Source organism: Natronorubrum sp. A-ect3 (genome assembly GCF_041821125.1).
Classification (GTDB): Archaea; Halobacteriota; Halobacteria; order Halobacteriales; family Natrialbaceae; genus Natronorubrum; species Natronorubrum bangense.
This window is the reverse complement of record NZ_JBGUBB010000002.1, coordinates 975,133-992,017: the sequence shown is the minus strand read 5'-3', so window position 1 is coordinate 992,017 and position 16,885 is coordinate 975,133. Positions and strand designations below refer to the sequence as shown.

The 16,885-nt window shown below is 62.8% G+C and carries 21 protein-coding genes; 10 read left to right on the top strand and 11 right to left on the bottom strand.

What is annotated here, in order from left to right; genetic code table 11:
• The first annotated feature begins 165 nt into the window (after window positions 1-165).
• The 3 genes from ACERJA_RS11630 to ACERJA_RS11620 all read left to right on the top strand — a co-directional run bounded on the left by ACERJA_RS11630 (window position 166) and on the right by ACERJA_RS11620 (window position 3,418).
• Window positions 166-300, top strand: coding sequence for a hypothetical protein (locus ACERJA_RS11630; RefSeq protein ID WP_373608349.1), 135 nt, complete (start codon window positions 166-168; stop codon window positions 298-300).
• A 2-nt stretch (window positions 301-302) separates the two neighbouring features.
• Complete coding sequence (locus ACERJA_RS11625; protein WP_373608348.1) at window positions 303-1,775, top strand: sodium/proline symporter; 1,473 nt, start codon at window positions 303-305, stop codon at window positions 1,773-1,775.
• Between the two features lie 122 nt (window positions 1,776-1,897).
• Entirely contained in the window at window positions 1,898-3,418 is a 1,521-nt protein-coding gene (locus ACERJA_RS11620; RefSeq protein WP_373608347.1) for a DUF790 family protein, read from the top strand.
• Window positions 3,419-3,489: 71 nt separating this feature from the next.
• Here ACERJA_RS11620 and ACERJA_RS11615 read toward each other — a convergent pair whose 3' ends face one another.
• Both ACERJA_RS11615 and ACERJA_RS11610 read right to left on the bottom strand, forming a co-directional pair.
• Complete coding sequence (locus ACERJA_RS11615) at window positions 3,490-3,996, bottom strand: hypothetical protein (RefSeq protein ID WP_373608346.1); 507 nt, start codon at window positions 3,994-3,996, stop codon at window positions 3,490-3,492.
• A complete protein-coding gene (locus ACERJA_RS11610) occupies window positions 3,993-4,904 on the bottom strand; it encodes an RsmB/NOP family class I SAM-dependent RNA methyltransferase (RefSeq protein ID WP_373608345.1) in 912 nt (303 codons plus the stop codon). The genes ACERJA_RS11615 and ACERJA_RS11610 overlap by 4 nt, the downstream gene beginning before the upstream one ends.
• Window positions 4,905-5,040: 136 nt before the next feature.
• On the opposite strand from ACERJA_RS11610, the gene ACERJA_RS11605 reads away from it, so the two are divergent.
• Complete coding sequence (locus tag ACERJA_RS11605; protein ID WP_373608344.1) at window positions 5,041-5,781, top strand: proteasome assembly chaperone family protein; 741 nt, start codon at window positions 5,041-5,043, stop codon at window positions 5,779-5,781.
• Between the two features lie 30 nt (window positions 5,782-5,811).
• On the opposite strand, the gene ACERJA_RS11600 is transcribed toward ACERJA_RS11605, so the two are convergent.
• Window positions 5,812-6,054 carry a hypothetical protein gene (locus ACERJA_RS11600; protein WP_373608343.1) on the bottom strand — a complete coding sequence of 81 codons (243 nt, stop codon included), beginning with the start codon at window positions 6,052-6,054 and terminating at the stop codon, window positions 5,812-5,814.
• Between the two features lie 90 nt (window positions 6,055-6,144).
• Window positions 6,145-6,816 carry a trimeric intracellular cation channel family protein gene (locus tag ACERJA_RS11595; protein WP_373608342.1) on the bottom strand — a complete coding sequence of 224 codons (672 nt, stop codon included), beginning with the start codon at window positions 6,814-6,816 and terminating at the stop codon, window positions 6,145-6,147.
• A gap of 140 nt (window positions 6,817-6,956) precedes the next feature.
• On the opposite strand from ACERJA_RS11595, the gene ACERJA_RS11590 reads away from it, so the two are divergent.
• The 3 genes from ACERJA_RS11590 (at window position 6,957) to ACERJA_RS11580 (ending at window position 8,950) form a co-directional block, all read left to right on the top strand.
• Entirely contained in the window at window positions 6,957-7,799 is an 843-nt protein-coding gene (locus tag ACERJA_RS11590) for an aldo/keto reductase (protein WP_373608340.1), read from the top strand.
• Between the two features lie 101 nt (window positions 7,800-7,900).
• A complete protein-coding gene (locus ACERJA_RS11585) occupies window positions 7,901-8,671 on the top strand; it encodes a hypothetical protein (RefSeq protein WP_373608339.1) in 771 nt (256 codons plus the stop codon).
• 87 nt (window positions 8,672-8,758) lie between these two features.
• Window positions 8,759-8,950 carry a hypothetical protein gene (locus ACERJA_RS11580; RefSeq protein WP_373608338.1) on the top strand — a complete coding sequence of 64 codons (192 nt, stop codon included), beginning with the start codon at window positions 8,759-8,761 and terminating at the stop codon, window positions 8,948-8,950.
• A gap of 117 nt (window positions 8,951-9,067) precedes the next feature.
• Here ACERJA_RS11580 and ACERJA_RS11575 read toward each other — a convergent pair whose 3' ends face one another.
• From ACERJA_RS11575 to ACERJA_RS11565, 3 genes are all read right to left on the bottom strand, one after another.
• Window positions 9,068-10,039, bottom strand: coding sequence for a phosphoadenosine phosphosulfate reductase family protein (locus tag ACERJA_RS11575; protein WP_006065621.1), 972 nt, complete (start codon window positions 10,037-10,039; stop codon window positions 9,068-9,070).
• Between the two features lie 394 nt (window positions 10,040-10,433).
• Window positions 10,434-11,012: a DUF2150 family protein gene (locus tag ACERJA_RS11570; RefSeq protein WP_006065620.1), complete on the bottom strand. Its 579-nt coding sequence runs from the start codon at window positions 11,010-11,012 to the stop codon at window positions 10,434-10,436.
• Between the two features lie 75 nt (window positions 11,013-11,087).
• Window positions 11,088-11,936, bottom strand: a complete 849-nt coding sequence (locus ACERJA_RS11565; RefSeq protein ID WP_373608336.1) for a TatD family hydrolase — start codon at window positions 11,934-11,936, stop codon at window positions 11,088-11,090.
• A 309-nt stretch (window positions 11,937-12,245) separates the two neighbouring features.
• Between ACERJA_RS11565 and ACERJA_RS11560 the strand changes: the two genes are divergently transcribed.
• A complete protein-coding gene (locus tag ACERJA_RS11560) occupies window positions 12,246-12,671 on the top strand; it encodes an EamA family transporter (RefSeq protein WP_373608334.1) in 426 nt (141 codons plus the stop codon).
• A 101-nt stretch (window positions 12,672-12,772) separates the two neighbouring features.
• Here the strand turns inward: ACERJA_RS11560 and ACERJA_RS11555 are convergent, their stop codons facing one another.
• Window positions 12,773-13,249 (bottom strand): NYN domain-containing protein, encoded by a 477-nt coding sequence (locus ACERJA_RS11555; protein ID WP_373608333.1) that lies wholly within the window; start codon window positions 13,247-13,249, stop codon window positions 12,773-12,775.
• Window positions 13,250-13,393: 144 nt separating this feature from the next.
• Here ACERJA_RS11555 and gcvT point away from each other — a divergent pair, with 144 nt between their 5' ends.
• Entirely contained in the window at window positions 13,394-14,491 is a 1,098-nt protein-coding gene (gcvT, locus tag ACERJA_RS11550) for a glycine cleavage system aminomethyltransferase GcvT (protein WP_373608332.1), read from the top strand.
• Entirely contained in the window at window positions 14,491-14,874 is a 384-nt protein-coding gene (gene gcvH, locus ACERJA_RS11545) for a glycine cleavage system protein GcvH (protein WP_373608331.1), read from the top strand. The genes gcvT and gcvH overlap by 1 nt, the downstream gene beginning before the upstream one ends.
• Before the next feature lie 131 nt (window positions 14,875-15,005).
• On the opposite strand, the gene ACERJA_RS11540 is transcribed toward gcvH, so the two are convergent.
• From ACERJA_RS11540 to ACERJA_RS11530, 3 genes are all read right to left on the bottom strand, one after another.
• Complete coding sequence (locus ACERJA_RS11540) at window positions 15,006-15,185, bottom strand: hypothetical protein (RefSeq protein WP_373608329.1); 180 nt, start codon at window positions 15,183-15,185, stop codon at window positions 15,006-15,008.
• Between the two features lie 21 nt (window positions 15,186-15,206).
• Entirely contained in the window at window positions 15,207-15,917 is a 711-nt protein-coding gene (locus ACERJA_RS11535) for a helix-turn-helix domain-containing protein (RefSeq protein WP_373608328.1), read from the bottom strand.
• Window positions 15,918-16,082: 165 nt separating this feature from the next.
• Window positions 16,083-16,832 (bottom strand): competence/damage-inducible protein A, encoded by a 750-nt coding sequence (locus ACERJA_RS11530; RefSeq protein WP_373608327.1) that lies wholly within the window; start codon window positions 16,830-16,832, stop codon window positions 16,083-16,085.
• Window positions 16,833-16,885 lie beyond the last annotated feature (53 nt).

The following is a 16,885-nucleotide window of genomic DNA, read 5'->3' as shown; positions in this document are numbered from 1 at the left end:
TAGTTCCACGGCGTGAGTGTGCTGTCCTCGCAGTCTGCCTTCCGCTCGAGCGAGCGTGACACCGCCGTCTGTTCAGTCCTGTTTCTCTCCCAACGTGAGGTATGGGCACCGTAGCGACGTTCTCGAGTCGGTACGTATATAATGAAATGGCTGTGATGGATGGGCATGCTATCCGGATTGCCAACTGGGAGCACGATCGCTCTCTTGCTGATGCTCCTGGTTCCAGTCGGAACGCTTGCGCTGTACTGGCTCGATCGAACACGAAACGACGGCTATGTCTCCGTCCTCGGGAGGCGATAACGATGGCGACGCTGCAACTGACGTTCGGTGTCTACCTGCTGATCTTGCTCGCGATCGGACTCTACTTCTATTTCACCACCGAGACACAGCGACTCTCGGAGTACCTGCTTGCGGACCGAGATGTCGGGACGTGGCCGATTGCCATCTCCGAAGTGTCCTCAGTCGCAAGTGGCTGGACGTTCTTCGCGTGGGTTGGTGTCGGCTTTACCGTGGGACTCAACGGGCTCTGGTTTTCGGTGACGATGATCTTCATCGTCGTCTTCATGTACCGTTACGTCGGCTCGCGCTTTCGCCGACAGTCCGAGAGCCTCGGGAGCATCACGATCGCTGACCACCTCTCGCTTGCCGTCGAAGACGAACGGCTCAGTTTCTACATTCGGGTCGTCGCAACGCTGTCGATTCTCGTCTTCATGGGTGCGTACATCGGCGCCCAGATCATCGCGGTCGGCGAGGCGATGGACACCGGCGTCGGAATCGATTATCTCGCCGCGGTCGCCGTCGGCGGCGTCGTCGTCGGTCTCTACACCACCCTTGGCGGCTTCAACGCCTCTATCTGGACGGACGTCTTTCAGGGGATTCTCATCTTCGTCGCCGTGGTGACGTTGCCCGTGCTCATGATCATGGAGGTCGGCGGCTGGTCGGTGTTTATCAACGAGGCCGCAGCGATCGACGACGCCGCGTTGCTTGATCTCAACGCTGGCCTCGCTGGGCAGGCGATGCTCATCGCAACGCTTGCGTGGGTAACCTTCGCCTTCGGGACGATCGGCCAACCCCACTCGCTGATGCGCCTGCAGGCGATCCGCTCCGAACGCCATCTGAGCGGCGCAGCCGCCATTGCCGTCGCCTTCCAGTCGCTTCGACTGACCGTCCCGCTGCTTATTGGGATGGCTGGTCGCATCATCTACGGCTCCGTTGAGGACCCCGAAAGCGTCGCAATGGTGGCGATCGTCGACTTTTTCCCGGCGGTCATCGCCGGTATCCTGCTGGCTGCGATCATCTCTGCGATTCTCTCGACGTCCGACTCGATGCTTCTCGTGGCCTCGTCGGATCTGACGCGGTTCTACGAGGAACGGATCGACCCCGAAGCGAGCGACACCGAACTCATCCTGCTCGGTCGTGGCGTGATCGGCGTGCTGGCCATCAGCGGAATCGCGCTCGCGTTCCTCCGACCCGGAACGATCTTCGAGATTATCGAGTTCGCCTACGTCGGCCTCGGCGCGACGTTCGGCCTCCCGCTGTTGTTCTTGCTGTTCTGGGAACGAACGACCGGTGAAGCCGTCCTCGCCGGCATCATCACCGGACTTCTCACCTCGATCGGCAACCTCTATCTGGCCCCCGATCTGTTCCCAATCCTCGTCTGGCCGCTCTGTCTCATCGTCATCGTCGGTGTCACGCTCGTGACTGCAGCGGACGGGGCTGGCGTCGCCGATGTTCCCGAACCGACCCCACAGCGCGTCGATCCGGCCGACGACTAAGCGCCAGTTCCGCGTTTCGTTCTCGAGTCACACCTGTCGTGGTCCGATTCCGAACAACATTTCCGACGCGTTCTCATCCGGGCAACAGGTCACTTTTGTCTCTCCCGCGCCGACACCTCGGCATGCTGACGAAGGACCTGCTGCGCGTCTCGAGGGCCGGGGGCGGCTACCATCCCCAGTTCGCCGGCCGAGAACACCGGCCGCTGGCGGCCCGTGTCATTGGCACGTATCAGGGCCACATCGGCGAACCACGGGCGGTGCTCGAGGACGCACTCGCCGATCTCGAGGCGGACGCCCCGGATTTCAAACTCGTCCGCGGGTTCGCGGCGCTGCTCGAGCGCGAGGCGACGTTCGAGACGGACGCCGCAGTCGATCCCGAACGCGCCCGCCGAGCTGCCTTCGAGGCCGCCGAAGCGGTCGATGTCGTCAGCGAGGACGACCGGACCATGGCGCTCATCCGAGCCGGCGAGTCGCTGTCGTGCTCTGCGGACGCCCTCGAGCGAGCGCTGTACGCCGACCTCGAGGAGCGACAGGTGCTCACTGCCTTCGAACCGCGATGGGACCCTGACAACCTCCTCGCCCAGTACAACCTCTCGCTGGCCCAGACGGCGCTGTTCGACGCGACCGAACTGCGAGTTCGCTCGAGCGATCCGAAAGCGCTGATTTCGGCGATCAAGCGCCTCCGGCTGATGTACGAGATTCGTCGCCTCGAGGACGAACACGCCGGTATCGCCGAACGCGAGGTGGTCGTCACCGGCCCAACCAACCTCTTCCGGGCGAGCCGTCGGTACGGCACCCGTTTCGCACGACTCCTGCGGACGGTGACGAACGCCAACGAGTGGTCGCTCGAGGCGACGATCGACGACCGCGGGACCGAGCGCACGCTCTCGCTTTCCCACGCCGACCCTGTCCGCGCTCCCGACGCTGACCCCGTCGCGGGCGTCTCGTTCGACAGCGGCGTCGAGGCTGACTTCGCCGCCCGCTTTTCGAATCTGGACCTCGAGTGGGAGCTCGTGCGCGAACCGGAGCCGCTCGCGACGGGCACGCGGGTGATGATCCCCGATTTCGCGTTCGATTACCAACACAGCGACTTCCGCGTCTACTTCGAGATTATGGGGTTTTGGACGCCCGAGTACGTCGAGAAGAAACTCGCTCAACTGGCCGACCTGGAGGACGTCGAACTGATCGTCGCCGTCGACGAGTCACTCGGCGTCGGCGAGGAGATCGCCGCCCGTGACTTCCGAGCGATCCCCTACTCGGGGACGGTTCGGCTGAAAGCCGTTGCCGACGTGCTCCGGGAGTACGAACGCCAGCTCGTCGCCGAGAGCGCGGCTACGCTTCCCGCGGAACTGCGACCGGACGACGACGTCACCTCACTCGAGTCGCTGGCCAACCGCCACGGCGTCAGCGAAGACGCCCTCGCGGACGTCTCGTTTCCCGACCACGAGCAGGTCGGACGGACGCTCGTTCGGCCAGCCGTGCTCGAGGCACTCGCCGACGAGATCGGGGCCGGGATGGCGCTTTCGGAGGCTGAGGCCATCTTCGAGGACGTCGGCATCGGGGACTCGAGTGCGACCCTCGCTGAACTGGGGTACCGAGTCGAGTGGGAGGGGTTGGCTGGCGGGACGATCCGTGAGCGATAGTCTCTCGGCTGTTCTTGCGTCGTTACGAACAGCAAGAAAAACGATACTGCCGATGTTCGAGCGGCGGCCGTTCAGATGTCTCGCTGGCGGCCTTTCGGCACCATCGAGCGCAGTTCACCGTGGACGTAGAGGCCGATCCCGAGCGGCTCGAGGTCCCCAGCCACGTCGTGGGCGGCGATGAGATACCCCCAGTCGCCGTCCCACCACTCGAGGTCCTGATCCTCGCCCGCCGCGAACGCTCGTGCCTGCTCGCGGTCGAGTTCGATCACGCAGTCGGTGGCGTGCTGGCCGAAGCGCTGGACGAAGTCCGTCGTCGGCTTCCAGTGTTCCTGTCGCGTCCGGAGGCAGGTCATCCCGATCGCTTCGATCTCGATCGGCGTCGGTGCCTCACCTGCGTAGATCCAGATCTTGCCGGCTCCTTTCTCCCAGAACGTGTAGTCGGCGAACGTCTCGGGCGAGATACCAAAGCGGTCCTCGAAGTAGTCGATCACTTCCTTACGGCTGGCCCGACCCTCGACGGTTCGCTCCGCTGCCGTCGCGGGGAGGCGATCGAAGCGCTGCCCGTCGTTGTCGCTCATTCGGCAGTCACCTCCAGCTTCGCCACGAAAAAGCCGCCGGTGTCGTTCTGGTGTGGGTAGATTCTGGCGGCGCGCTCGAGTGCGTCGTCGAACGTCTCGTCGTCCCACTCGGACAGCCCCGGCGAGTGCTCGAGGCCGAGGTCGAAGTCGACGACGCGACAGGCCTCGTTATCGAGGGCATGCTGGACGACGGCCTCGTTCTCCTCGGGGGCGAACGTACACGTCGAGTAGACGACGGTGCCGCCCTCGCGTGTGGCCTGGACCGCCCGCCGGAGAATGCCTTTCTGGATGCCCGAGACGGAGCTGATGTGGCCTTCGTTCCAGTTGTCGAGCGCGTCGGGGTTCTTCCGGATCGTCCCTTCACACGAGCAGGGGGCGTCGACGAGCGCCCGATCGAACTCGTCGAACGGAAAGCGCTTGAGCGAGTAGGTTCGGGCGTCAGCGTTGGTTACGGCCAGACTCGTCGCGCCGAGTCGTTCGGCGTTGAATCGGAGCGCGGAGATCCGGCCGAGGTTGTTGTCGTTTGCGACCACGGTTCCGCGGTCGTCCATCAGTGCGGCGAGTTGGGTCGCCTTCCCGCCCGGGGCGGCACAGCTGTCCCAGACGCGGTCGCCGGGCTGGGGATCGAGGACGACCGGCGGCACCGCCGACACCTCCTCTTGGCCGTGGGTCAGGCCGTGAAACGACGTCCACGTCGACCCCGGCGAGTCCGTCTCGAGACGCACCACGCGCGGGTCCCAGTCGGCCTGTTCGTAGGCGACGCCCTCCTCATCTAAGGCCTCGAGCGTTCGCTCGACAGACCCCTTGATCGTATTGATGCGGACGGCGTTGCCGAGCGGTCGCTCGCACGCGGCGAGAAACGCGTCGAAATCGTCGATAATCGGTCGATACCGCTCGAATGGCTCCATTGAACCGAGATTCGAGCGCCCGGCGTTTGTGGGTTTCGAAGGCAAAGCGGACCAGCTCGGTCGCGTCGGTCCGCGTGTCGTCGCCGTTAGCTCCCGTGTCATCGTCTTTATGCGGGCTGCGTTCGAATCTCTCCGTATGACTGGCCTTTGCACACAGGGTCTAGAACCGGACCTCGAGGAGCCGACGCTCGTCGAAGGCTTCCCTGGCGTGGGACTTGTTGGCAAGCTCGCGACCGACCACCTCATCGACCAACTCGAGATGCGTTACTACGCGAGCGTCGACTGTGAGGGGCTCCCTCGGATCGGCGTCTACCGCAGCGGCGACCGAACCGCTCGCCCGCCGGTTCGCCTCTACGTCAGCGACGAACATAATCTGCTGGCGCTCCAGAGCGACGTGCCGATCGTTTCGGCTGCAGTCAACAACGTCGCCGACTGTGTGACACGCTGGGTCGTCGACCATGACGCGACGCCGCTCTATCTCAGCGGCTTTCCTGCAGAACGCGAGACGAAACCGGACCTCTACGGGATCGCGACCGGCACCGTCGGCGAGACGCTCGCAACCCACGACATCGACGCCCCGCCCGAAGACGGCGTCATCACCGGCCCGACCGGGGCGTTGATCAACCGCGCAGCCCACCGCGAACACGACAGCTTCGGCCTCGTCGTCGAGTGCAGTCCGCAGTTCCCCGATCCCGAAGCCGCGAGCGTGCTCTTAGAAGATGCCGTCGAACCGATCGCCGACGTCTCAATCGACACTGACGAACTCCTCGAGCAAGCCGAGGAGATCAAAGCAAAACGAGAGGCGTTCGCCAAGCAGATGCAGGCGATCGGACAGGAAGAAAGTTCGCAGGCCCAGCCGCTGCGAATGTACCAGTAGCAGATCCGTTTTCGGAGCCGAGTGGGCCACTTAGCCGCGAAACGGTGGCACGAGATCCAGCGCTGCCCCGGCTACGAGCAGGCTGGCAGCGACGAACGCAGCGCTGAGTGGCAGCGACGAGCCGACGACGAAGCCACGGACGCCGACAAACAGGAACACAAGCGCAAAGCCGAGCAACGCGACGGTGCCGACTGCGTCGAAGATTGCGTCCCGAACCACACTCCGATTGACTGTGTATTCCGGCTCGTCACTCGGCTCGGTATCCGTGTCCATCTCGTGTGCCATCGGGTGGAGGACATATCAATCAAACTGTTGTACTCGTTCCGGTCGTCTTCGTCACTCGAGAGAGCCCACTTCGGCCGACTACTGCTTGCCGACGTCGCTCCCGACCGACTCGAGTGTCTGTGCCGTCGGGAGCCGCCAGCCGTAGGTGACGGCGGCCAGTCGCGTCCCGACCGTGACGGCCGCACACATCGCCGCGGCAGTGCTTCCGCTCGCGCCGAGGGTCCCGACCAGCCAGTAGGTACTGGCTCCTAACACCGCACAACTCGCGTAGAAGTCCTCGAACAAGATGAACGGCGCGCGATCCAGCAGGATATCCGCGAGTGCGCCGCCGCCGACGGCGTTGATCGTCCCGATTGCGATGACGCCGAACGCCGACACGCCGGTGTCGGTCGCGACGATGGCTCCGGCCGTCGTGAACGCGGCGAGGCCGACGGCGTCGGAAACCAGCGTGATCGGGTGATCATCCGGGGACTCGAGGGCGTGATAGAGGCCGATCGCCAGAGCGATGCCGACCACGCCGAGGCTGATCTCTCCCAGCGACCGAAGCGCCAACGGAAGGCGGCTCACGAGTAAGTCCCGCGTGACGCCGCCGGCAAACGCCGTCGCAAGCCCGACGACGGCGATCCCAAACAGGTCGAACTCCTCTCTGATCGCCTTGGTCGCACCGACGAGCGCGAACGCGACCAGCCCGATCGTGTTCATCACGACGAACGGATCGGCCAACAGGACAACGACGAGGTCTCGAGCCACTGGTTCTGACGAGGGTTGCGACGGTCTTGAGCGCTACGTATCGGCCGTGTGGGCGACTCGATACACGGCCGCCACGAACGGAAACCGAACCACTAGCCGCAACCCAAATCCCTTTTCGCATGCTGGCCGTTCTCCCGGCCATGGGAACAGAAGACGCCACAGCTGCCGCTCCTGAAACGTGTCCAACCGCAGATGGGATGCCGATGCTCGGCCTCGGCACCTGGCAGAACGAAGACCCCGAGCAGTGTGCCGAAAGCGTTCGGACGGCCCTCGAGACGGGGTATCGACACATCGACACCGCCCAGATATACGAGAACGAAGCCGCCGTCGGCGAGGGGATTGCGGCCGCCGACGTCGACCGCGAGAAGGTCTTCCTCGCGACCAAGATCTGGATCTCGAGCCTCGAGTCCGACGACGTCCTCGAGACGGCCCGCGAGAGTCTCGACCGACTCGGTGTCGAGTACGTCGACCTGCTGTACGTCCACTGGCCGGCCCGAACGTACGACCCCGAGGACACGCTCGAGGCGTTCTCGGAGCTGTACGACGAGGGACTGATCGAGAACGTTGGGGTGAGCAACTTCGAACCCGAGCAACTCGAGGAAGCCATCGAGATCTGTGACGCGCCGATTCTGGCGAATCAGGTCGAACTGCATCCGATGTTGCCCCAGCAGGAGCTTCAGAAAACGTGCGAACAGCACGACGTCGAACTGGTTGCCTACTCCCCGCTGGCCCGCGGACAGGTGTTCGACCAGCCCGTGATGCAGGAGATTGCGACCAAACACGACGCAAGCGAGGCCCAGGTCAGTCTCGCCTGGCTCCGCGAGAAGGGCATTACTGCGATTCCGAAAGCGACCAGTGAGGCACACATCCAAGACAACTGGGCGTCGTTGACACTCGAGTTAGACCAAGAGGATATCGACGCGATCGACAGCATCGAGGAGCGGAGTCGGGAAGTCGATCCTGACTTTGCACCCTGGAACTGACGTCGCTGCTCAGCGTCTGCGTTTTCCAGTCGATTCGAGTAACATCTAGCAGATCCAGAAAAGCAGGAAAGTTTACGGTACGCCGGCTTTTTGGCTCGCGTATGTCCACCCGTTCACGACAACGTGGCGGCGGTGGGGTCGTCGGGGCGATCAAAACCGACGTCCAGCGGTTACACGGTGCCTGGATGGAACTCGTCTTTCCACGCCAGCGTGGCCGCGGCCACTCCGTCATGGGGAAATGGAAACCCGAGACGCTCCCCCAGCGTATCGCCTACCGGGGCTGGAGTGTCCTCGGAATGCTCGGCTTGCTGCTCCTGTACCCACTGACCGTCCTCGGCTTTGGCACCCGCTACTACGCGGCGAAACTCGACTCGACGCGGACCCGTCTCGGTATCGTCGGTGTCACGGGTATCGCTCTGCTCGGCTGGGGGCTGTTGACGCTCGCTTGGGGCGCGATGTCCTACATGGAACAGGTCGACATCCCGTTCGACGCCGTGTTGGCCGTCGCCGCAGCCAGCGGCGTCGCGACGGTGTCGACCGCGCTCGCCGCCACCTGCTCGAAGTTCGGCGGCCGCGGGCTCACGGTCGCCCTCGCCTACCCCTTCGCGATGACGGCGCTGTTCTTGCCGCCTGTCGTCGCCGCACTCGTCACGCCATCGCTTGAGGGCGTCATCTTGGAGCCCAGCTACGACTTCGCCGTCTGGGTACTCGACAACGTCCTCTTTGTCGGCGGCATCAACGAGTATCTGCGCGGGAACTTCGAACTCGAGGGCGCGGCCTACGCGGCGATGTGGACTGGCATCTCGTTCCCGCTCGGCTGGTTCCTCGGTGTCGTCACCGCGCTGGCGAACCTGGTCCGACCGTCGCAATAATTTCTCGTTTTCTCACCCCTGACAAACCATTGTGAACGGACTGCCGATTCCGGGGATCATTAGGTGGCTGGCTCCCAACGATCACGTATGGAATTCGACCTTACGACGACAGCAGGCGTGTTCATCGCCTTGATCGCTCTCGGCGTTGGCGGCATGATCGGCTCGAACATGATGACGACGGATAGCATTATGATGATGGTACTGCCGTCGATGGTGATCTTCGGCGCGGTCATGCTCGCGATCGGCGTCAAACACGGCGAGTACCGCGCACAGCACTAACGCGTTCGAGAGTCCTTTTTGCGGTCTCACTCGAGCACTGCGCGATCGCTGTCGCTCGAGTTTACTGACAGCCTCAGAAAAATCGATCAACAGCGATGCGACACCAGACCGTCGCGCTTACATGTAGCCGAGGTCGCGCAGGCGCTCCATCAGGTCCTCTTTGTCCTGGGCGCGGCCCGCGCGCTCGGTCGTCCCCTCGAGGTCCTGCAGCCAGGCAGGGTCCTCGTCGCTCTTTTCGGTGCTGATCTCGCTACCGAGCGAGCGGAAGCCGGCGAAGTATTTGGGCGAGACGGGGATGTCGTCCTGGCTCAGGTCGTTCGGCAGGTCGGTGTCGCTCTGTGGGACGTAGCCGTCGTCGGGGAACTCGGCGACGGTGTCCGGCACCACGAAGTTCCAGAAGGCCTCCCAGACGGCGGCTTCGTCGAACTGCAGGATGGGCTGGACGCGGTCGTGGGGCGGGTAAATGTCGGGATCGTGACGCGGCGAGAAGAACGTCTCGTCGGCACGCGCTTCCTGTTCGTCCCAGCGGACGCCGGAGATGACGCCATCGACGTCGTACTCCTCCAGGGCGTTGTTCAGCGCGACCGTCTTCAGCAGGTGGTTGCCGACGTAGGTGTCGAGCAGGAACGGGAACGTGTCCTCTTCGTACTCGAGGATGTTCTCGACGTGGTGTTGGTTGTGCTCGGAGAGTTCCGTAATATCGATCTCGTCGCCGGGCTCGAGGCCGTGTTCGTCGACGTAGTCGCCGATGTCCTCGTTACGCGCGTAGATAACCTCGAGATCCCACTCGTCGGCCCAATGGTCGACGAAGTCGTGGATCTGGTCGAAGTGCTGGTAGTGGTCGATGAAGATCGCCGGCGGCACCTCGAGATCGTAGCGCTCGGCGACCTCTTTGACGAAGTAGAGGACGAGCGTCGAGTCCTTGCCGCCGGTCCACATCACGGCCGGGTTCTCGTACTGCTCGAGTCCCTGTCGGGTCACTTCGATCGCTTTCTCGATCCGGTCGTGGACGTGTGCGTAGTCTTCAGGGTTCTCACCAGCGCCATCGTCGTAGTCGACGTCGACGTACTCGGGGAAGTTCGCTGTCATAGGGTGTAATTAGATATAATTACCACATTTAAACGCTTTGGGGGAGCGGAAACGTCTGTCGCAAGCTGCGACGATGGCTTGAAACTATCTCTCGGTTGCAAAACTCGAGACGATACCATCGAAGTGTTGTAACCGACGCTGCACCTCCGTCTGTACTGCTGGTTTGTCGCCGTCTCAGGCCGAGTTGGAAACTGACTGCTCATCTCGAGAGCTATGTAAAACAGTCACAAGGTAGTCACTCAACTGGCGGGACACGTCTGCGGTCGGCGTCGGAAAGAAGCGGCGAGTATTGGCGAGACCAGAACCGGCCGTCGCCGGCGGTCGCTGATGCTGTGTGGGTCGCTTCTGACACCGCGTAGAATACAGCTCCGACGAGGTGTGCGTTCGAATACTCCTACTCGTCTTCTTCGACGACTTCCGGATCGCTCATCGCGCTCTGGAGGCTGTCGAGCCCGTTGATCCACTCGGTGACGAGTCCGTACTCGAGGTCTTCGGCCATGGACATATCGAGTTCGTCGCCGTCGATGACGAGTGTACCTGCCTGTGCGGCGTAGCCGAGTGCCGCATCGAGGTCTTCTTCGGCTTCGGCGTCGGCCGCCGCGCCGAGGTAGTCGCCGACACTGCCTTCCTCTGCGGGGCCACCGGCGATGAACTCCTCGGCGGCAAAGAAGACACAGACGAGACTCGTCTGGACGCCGTCGACGAGGATCAGTTTCTCTTCGTCCTCGATGTCGACTTCGTCGAGGACGATCTCACGAACGTCACCAATCTCCGCGAGCGCTTCCTCTTGCTCGAGGTTCCCATCGTCGTAGGCGGCGACGATCTTGGCGATCGCGATCGCCGTGTCGTCCTGGAGATTCAACAGGAGACGGGCCGAGTCCTCGTCTTCCGGATCGAGCTCTTCGTCTTTGATGCGGTCGATCCAGTTCTGCCAGCGTTCCTCCGAGTAGAACTCGGTCGGGGGATTGCTCATACAGACACCTACACCGGCCGCTTGAAATGCCTTTCTCTACTGTGCGTTGATCCGAGTTACACCGAATCGCCGGTTTTAGGGCCGCTCAAGGGTTGCTTCCGTATCGATGCCGTAGACGAGCGCGGGTGTTTCGATGTGTGCGTTCCGGACGGCATCCTCGTGCCCGTTCTCAAGTAACCACGCTACCCGCCGTGGCACCGTCTTCGGCCCCAACACGGCCCCCGGCCGGTCCGGATCGTCGATGTAGTCGGTCTCCATCAGAAAGGGCTCGCCGCGTTCGGCCGCCGTCTCGAGTTCGTCTTTGTCACAGATCACGCTCGGAATCGGCCCCTCGAGTCGCCCGCCGGCGTAGTGTTTGACGACCTTGTGCGCCGGGAGGCCGACGTCTTCGGCCCACGCTGTCACCTCGGTCATCTCCTCGCTCCCCTCGGCGTGGAGTTGGACGGCACACTCGAGGTCGCTTGCGCGCTCGAACGCGCGGCGCATGACGGCGTTCGAGGCCGCCCAGACCGCGTCGTCGACCTCGTAGTGGGGTCGGCCGGATTTCAGCGCCAGCGCCTCGCCCGCGTCGACGTACTCGGCCGCGACGTCGATCCCGGCCTGCATCAGGTCGCGCGCGTCGTCGGGACTGAAGCCACGGTCGTCGACGAGCCGCGAAATGAGTCCGGGGTGGATGCCGAGGACGGGCCAGGCTTGCCCCTCGAGTTCGCTCGAGGCATCCTCGACGACCTCGATGGTGCGCTCGAAGACGGCGCGGAAGTCTTCGCCCGTCTCGGCTTCAACACCGAGATGCCACGAGGGTTTGTTCACCACGAGCAGGTGGGTGCCGCCGACGCGAGCGAAGTCCCGGACGGCGTCGATACCGCGATGATGGTCCGGATCGAGATGGAGGTGGTTGTCGAGAATCGGCGTCTCGTCGATCATAGCCGCCACTGTGTCTGCCGCGCGTGAAAAGTCACCGACTTCGGACGCCTCGGCTGTGGAACGAGCGTAACTGCAAGCCCGCGTTTTGACGGCATCGAGAGCTGCCCCCTCGAACGTGTCTGCACTCGAGGTGTGCGTTCACTGCGGGTGTGAACTGAGCGGCGGAATTTCACCAGTTGTCGATGGTGTTTGTTGAGCCGTGCTGCATATACCGCACACCAGCGCGCGCTATTCTTGCGCAGAGATTGTTTAAGAACCACAGATAACGAAGGGATGTGCTTTTCGGTAACAAGGTAGAATCACACACTAATGGATGTTCCTGAGATGGATTCGGCTGTGTTCTTTGGATTGATTACAATGGTAACCTGGGGAATCTGGGTAGTCTTGGGCAACGCTGCGTCGGAGTCTATCGACCCGAGGACGGCCGCCGCGATCTCCTATCTTGTTGCGGGACCCCTTGCACTCGGATACATCCTCGTTTCAGACGCATCACTTGCCATTACTGCGAGAGGAGGACTGCTCGCTGGCACGGCCGGATTGTTCACCGGAATAGGCCTGATTTCGATGTACATCGGTCTTTCCGGAGGGTCAACAACCATCGTCTCGACTCTCGGTGCGATGTACTTCGTCGTCGCGGCTCTCATCGGTATGGTTATTCTTGGAGACGAAGTTACGATAACGAGACTTGCTGGGATAGCGTTCGCAGTTGTTGGGATCGTCTTGGTTACCCGATAGAGATTGGAGAGGTTCCAATCCGCAGCGTCCCATCGTTTGCCGATACTTGCCAGACCAAAATCAGCGCTGATGCTCCCCGGAGGGGTGTAACGGACCCCACCTCAAGACTCGAGCGTGATCGTCTCGTCGGCCGCGTTTCGCAGTGCGTCCGAGCGACCGTACTCGCCCGGGGCGATGGCGATCGTTTCGACACCGAGGGTGCCCGCGTGCTCGAGGACGGGTTTGAAGTCCGTATCTCGAGAGACGATCGCGAGTCGATCGAGTGTGCCGTCGCCGGCGAGAGCGGTCGAGTCGACGGCGAGTTTGACGTCGACGTCGCCGCTGGTGATGATCACTTCGAAGCCACGGGCTTCGGCGGCCTGAATAAGTCCGGGTGTGGCGTGTTCGTCGAGATAGAGCCGGATCACGCCGACGTGGCCGAGCGTGCGGGCGACGTCTCGCAGATCATCCAGATCGACGTCGAACTCCTCGCGAAAAACGTTCGGCCCGTCGACGAACAGGCCCACTGTCGGCTCGGTCTCGCGTTCGGTGTCGGGACCGACGAGGCGGGCGAGACGGGCGCGAACGTGGTCAAACATGTCCTCTCCTTCTGACGGCCGCGAAATAGATGTGACGAAACACGTGCCCCCGAGAGGCGAGTAGCCTGTTCTGTGGCGATGTCACGCGCCGTGGATGCGTGGCCGACGAAAAGACATTACTACTCCGGGAGTGTCCTCCAGAGTATGCCGCTTCAGACGCCGCCGTTACGTGGGGCGCACGATGAGCGTGGAGCGAAGTTCACGGAGTTTGGCGGCTGGGATATGCCGGTTGAGTTCGATTCGATCCAGACCGAACATGCGGCCGTCCGCGAGGATGTCGGCATCTTCGATGTCTCGCATATGGGCCAGATTCACGTCACCGGGCCGGATGCGACGACACTCATGCAACGGCTCACCTCAAACGACGTCACCCGACTCGAGGTCGGTGACTCCCAGTACGCTGCGATCACCAACGAGGACGGGATCATCATCGACGACACCGTCACCTACCGGCTGCCAGACGAGGACGACGAGCCGACGTATCTCTTCGTTCCAAACGCTGGTACCGACGAGGAGACCCACGAGCGCTGGCTCAGCTACCGCAACGAGTGGGATCTCGAGGCAACCGTTGACAACCGAACCGACGAGTACGCCATGTTCGCCGTGCAGGGACCGAACGCACCCACGCTCGTCGACGACCTCACCGAAGAGTCCGTCGCCAGCCTGGCTCGGTTCGAGGCCCAGTATGCGACGCTCGACGGCGTCACCTGTTGGATCGCCCGGACGGGCTACACTGGCGAAGACGGGTTCGAACTGATCGTGCCGTGGTCCGAAGCCGAGCACATCTGGGGGCTCATCGACTGTCTCCCGTGTGGACTAGGCGCTCGAGACACGCTCCGGATCGAAGCCGGCTTCCTGCTCTCCGGGCAGGATTTCGACCTCGAGTCCAATCCGCGGACACCCTACGAGGCCGGGATCGGGTTTACCGTCGACCTCGAGACCGAGTTCGTCGGCCGGGACGCCCTCGAGCAGGTCGACGTAGAAGGCGTCGACGAGAAACTGATCGGCCTCCAGCTGATCGATCGTGGCGTGCCCCGACACGGCTACGACATTACGAACACCGATGGACGGGTCGTCGGCACCGTTACGAGCGGGACGATGAGCCCGTCGCTGGATCAACCGATCGGACTCGGCTACGTTCCGACCGAGTACGCAGAGCCGGGGACGACCCTGCAAGTTGTCGTCCGCGGCCAGTCGAAAAAAGCAAGAGTTGAGACCACACCGTTTATCGACACAGTATAATGAGCTTCGACATTCCAGACGACAGACAGTATCTAGAATCGCACGAGTGGGCACTCGAGACCGACGGCGTCGTTCGCGTTGGCATCACTGACTTCGCACAGGACGAACTCGGTGACGTAGTCTTCGTCGAACTTCCCGACGAAGGCGACTCCCTCGACCAGGAGGGCGAACTCGGCGTCATCGAATCGATCAAAGCCGTCTCGGACCTCTATGCCCCCGTCAGCGGCGAGGTGACGGCGGTCAACGAGGAGCTGTTCAATGCCCCCGAACTCGTCAACGAAGATCCGTTCGGCGAGGGGTGGATGCTCGAGATCGATGCCGACGACATCGACGAACTCGACGCCCTGCTGACTGCCGCGGAGTACGAAGACCAGATCGCCTGAACCGGTCTTCGATCGCCACCGCTTGGAGACGCGCTCACTCGAGGAGCGTACCCGCGCCGATAGCTGCTGTTTTGAGTGGCCGGTGCGATCGCAGGACCGCTCACACTGGCACTAACTGACAGGCGTCCGTCTCAGTCGTCAAGCGGCGGGTCGGACCGATTGGCGTAGACGAGGGCACTTCCCGCGAGCACTACCATCGCAACTCCCCAGGCGAGCCATGCCACCGGACTGCCGACAGAGACCGTTACTGCCAGTGTACCGAGAAAGATGCCCGTTAGCGCGACCGTCAGTTGTTCCATTCGAGTGAGCATTCTGTCACCTCCGTTCGTGAGCTACTCCAGACTGACGAGATGCTCGAGCAGATCGTCGAGATCCGTGTTCGTCACGGCAAGCGAGTAGCCGTCGATCCGGGCGAGATCGGCTGCGTGATCCCACAGTTCGTCCTCGTCGATTCCGTGGAGGATCACGGCGTTTGGCGTCGGGTTGACGACCCGCAGGGCAACGAGTGGTGACTCACCGCGGGTGACGCCCGTAAACACCAGCACACGGTTCGTGCTCTGGCCGTACAGCCGGAAGAACTCCTCGCTCGAGAGGCGAGTGATTGCCTCGATGCTGTTGATAACCGTGTGCCCGCTGATGCGGTCGGTGTTGCCGGTCGTGATCTCGGTCGCATCGATATCGTCGTACAGTTTCACGAGCGGGATCGATGTCGCGTACTCCCGGAGGTCGTAGACGATGTCGCTTTCGAAGCCGGCCGAAAGCACCCGGCCGTACTGCCGGATTCGGTCGCCACCCCGTCGTTCGTCGATTGCGAGCAACCCCCTGACGAGTCGGCGGATGACGCCAATGCCGGGGCTCTCTCGCCGCCCACTCTCGTAGTCGGAGATCACTGACGACGAAATCTCCAACTCCGCCGCGAGATCCGTCTGCGAGATACTGAAATCGGTTCGCCACTTTCGCAGCGTCGCGCCGGGGTTGTCACTCAGCGTGATCTCCCCGGCGATCTTCTCTGCGAGTTCCCGTTTTGGCCCACGGCCGCTCATATGCGACGGTTGCGTGGCCACCCCAAGTAGCTACTGGACCGTGGCCGACGTGACGATGGTCATCGAAGCTCGTAGATAGCTGTGTCTCTGGGAAAACTGGCCACCAGCCGACGCACGACCAGACAACATCGGATGGCTGTCACTCGAGACCCATCGACGTGTGGGTCAGTCGTCGGCCATCGGCGGCGCAACCGTTTCGACCCGGTGGCGAAGCCATTCAACTGCGTTCTCGACGGTCGTCTCGTCTGTTCCCGTGACTCGGATTCGACCCGGGCGATGCTCGCTGCGTGGATAGCTGCCGACGGTCACATCGAACGCCTCGGACACGCCCTCGAGGGCGTCGTGGAGTGCCCCCTCGGGTGCCGGTGTGAAAATCGTTCGGGCGACGCCGTCGCCGGCGAACTCCTCGGCGACGTGGTCGAACATGGCGCGCATCTCGTCTGGAATGCCGGCGAAGACGTAGACGTTCTCGACGAGACAGCCCGGTGCCCAGGCTTCGTCGACGACGATCGGCGTCGCACCCTCGGGAATCGATGCCGCGGCGTCGAAATCAAGCTGCAGATCGTACTCCGCGACCAGCTCCGGGTTTTCCGCACGGAAGGCGGCTGCTTTCTCGAGCAGTCTGTCTTTGATCCCGTTGTGAACGACGAGGTCGCGTCCTAGCCCGTCCGCGACGGCCTCGACGGTGATGTCGTCAGGCGTGCCGCCGATCCCACCGGTGACAATAACCGCGTCGAACGCCGCTGCCCAGCGGGAGACGGTGTCGGCGATGAGGTCGCGGTCGTCAGGAATCGTCAGGATGCGTTCAACGGAACTCCCCCGGTCGGTGATCGCCGATGCTAGCCACGCGGCGTTGGTGTTCGTCGTCGACCCTGCGAGGAGTTCGTCGCCGACGGTGACGAGTGCGACGTGCATGAGACGTGTTCGGGATCAGCCCAGTTAGCCGCTCCGCTCGCTCGAGCACCGTC

Bases quoted from the DNA above. Each gene is read 5' to 3' on its own strand.
- ACERJA_RS11630 (WP_373608349.1), top strand. From the start codon at position 166: ATGCTATCCGGATTGCCAACTGGGAGCACGATCGCTCTCTTGCTGATG.
- ACERJA_RS11625 (WP_373608348.1), top strand. From the start codon at position 303: ATGGCGACGCTGCAACTGACGTTCGGTGTCTACCTGCTGATCTTGCTC.
- ACERJA_RS11620 (WP_373608347.1), top strand. From the start codon at position 1,898: ATGCTGACGAAGGACCTGCTGCGCGTCTCGAGGGCCGGGGGCGGCTAC.
- ACERJA_RS11615 (WP_373608346.1), bottom strand. From the start codon at position 3,996: ATGAGCGACAACGACGGGCAGCGCTTCGATCGCCTCCCCGCGACGGCA.
- ACERJA_RS11610 (WP_373608345.1), bottom strand. From the start codon at position 4,904: ATGGAGCCATTCGAGCGGTATCGACCGATTATCGACGATTTCGACGCG.
- ACERJA_RS11605 (WP_373608344.1), top strand. From the start codon at position 5,041: ATGACTGGCCTTTGCACACAGGGTCTAGAACCGGACCTCGAGGAGCCG.
- ACERJA_RS11600 (WP_373608343.1), bottom strand. From the start codon at position 6,054: ATGGACACGGATACCGAGCCGAGTGACGAGCCGGAATACACAGTCAAT.
- ACERJA_RS11590 (WP_373608340.1), top strand. From the start codon at position 6,957: ATGGGAACAGAAGACGCCACAGCTGCCGCTCCTGAAACGTGTCCAACC.
- ACERJA_RS11585 (WP_373608339.1), top strand. From the start codon at position 7,901: ATGTCCACCCGTTCACGACAACGTGGCGGCGGTGGGGTCGTCGGGGCG.
- ACERJA_RS11580 (WP_373608338.1), top strand. From the start codon at position 8,759: ATGGAATTCGACCTTACGACGACAGCAGGCGTGTTCATCGCCTTGATC.
- ACERJA_RS11575 (WP_006065621.1), bottom strand. From the start codon at position 10,039: ATGACAGCGAACTTCCCCGAGTACGTCGACGTCGACTACGACGATGGC.
- ACERJA_RS11570 (WP_006065620.1), bottom strand. From the start codon at position 11,012: ATGAGCAATCCCCCGACCGAGTTCTACTCGGAGGAACGCTGGCAGAAC.
- ACERJA_RS11565 (WP_373608336.1), bottom strand. From the start codon at position 11,936: ATGATCGACGAGACGCCGATTCTCGACAACCACCTCCATCTCGATCCG.
- ACERJA_RS11560 (WP_373608334.1), top strand. From the start codon at position 12,246: ATGGATGTTCCTGAGATGGATTCGGCTGTGTTCTTTGGATTGATTACA.
- ACERJA_RS11555 (WP_373608333.1), bottom strand. From the start codon at position 13,249: ATGTTTGACCACGTTCGCGCCCGTCTCGCCCGCCTCGTCGGTCCCGAC.
- gcvT (WP_373608332.1), top strand. From the start codon at position 13,394: ATGCCGCTTCAGACGCCGCCGTTACGTGGGGCGCACGATGAGCGTGGA.
- gcvH (WP_373608331.1), top strand. From the start codon at position 14,491: ATGAGCTTCGACATTCCAGACGACAGACAGTATCTAGAATCGCACGAG.
- ACERJA_RS11540 (WP_373608329.1), bottom strand. From the start codon at position 15,185: ATGCTCACTCGAATGGAACAACTGACGGTCGCGCTAACGGGCATCTTT.
- ACERJA_RS11535 (WP_373608328.1), bottom strand. From the start codon at position 15,917: ATGAGCGGCCGTGGGCCAAAACGGGAACTCGCAGAGAAGATCGCCGGG.
- ACERJA_RS11530 (WP_373608327.1), bottom strand. From the start codon at position 16,832: ATGCACGTCGCACTCGTCACCGTCGGCGACGAACTCCTCGCAGGGTCG.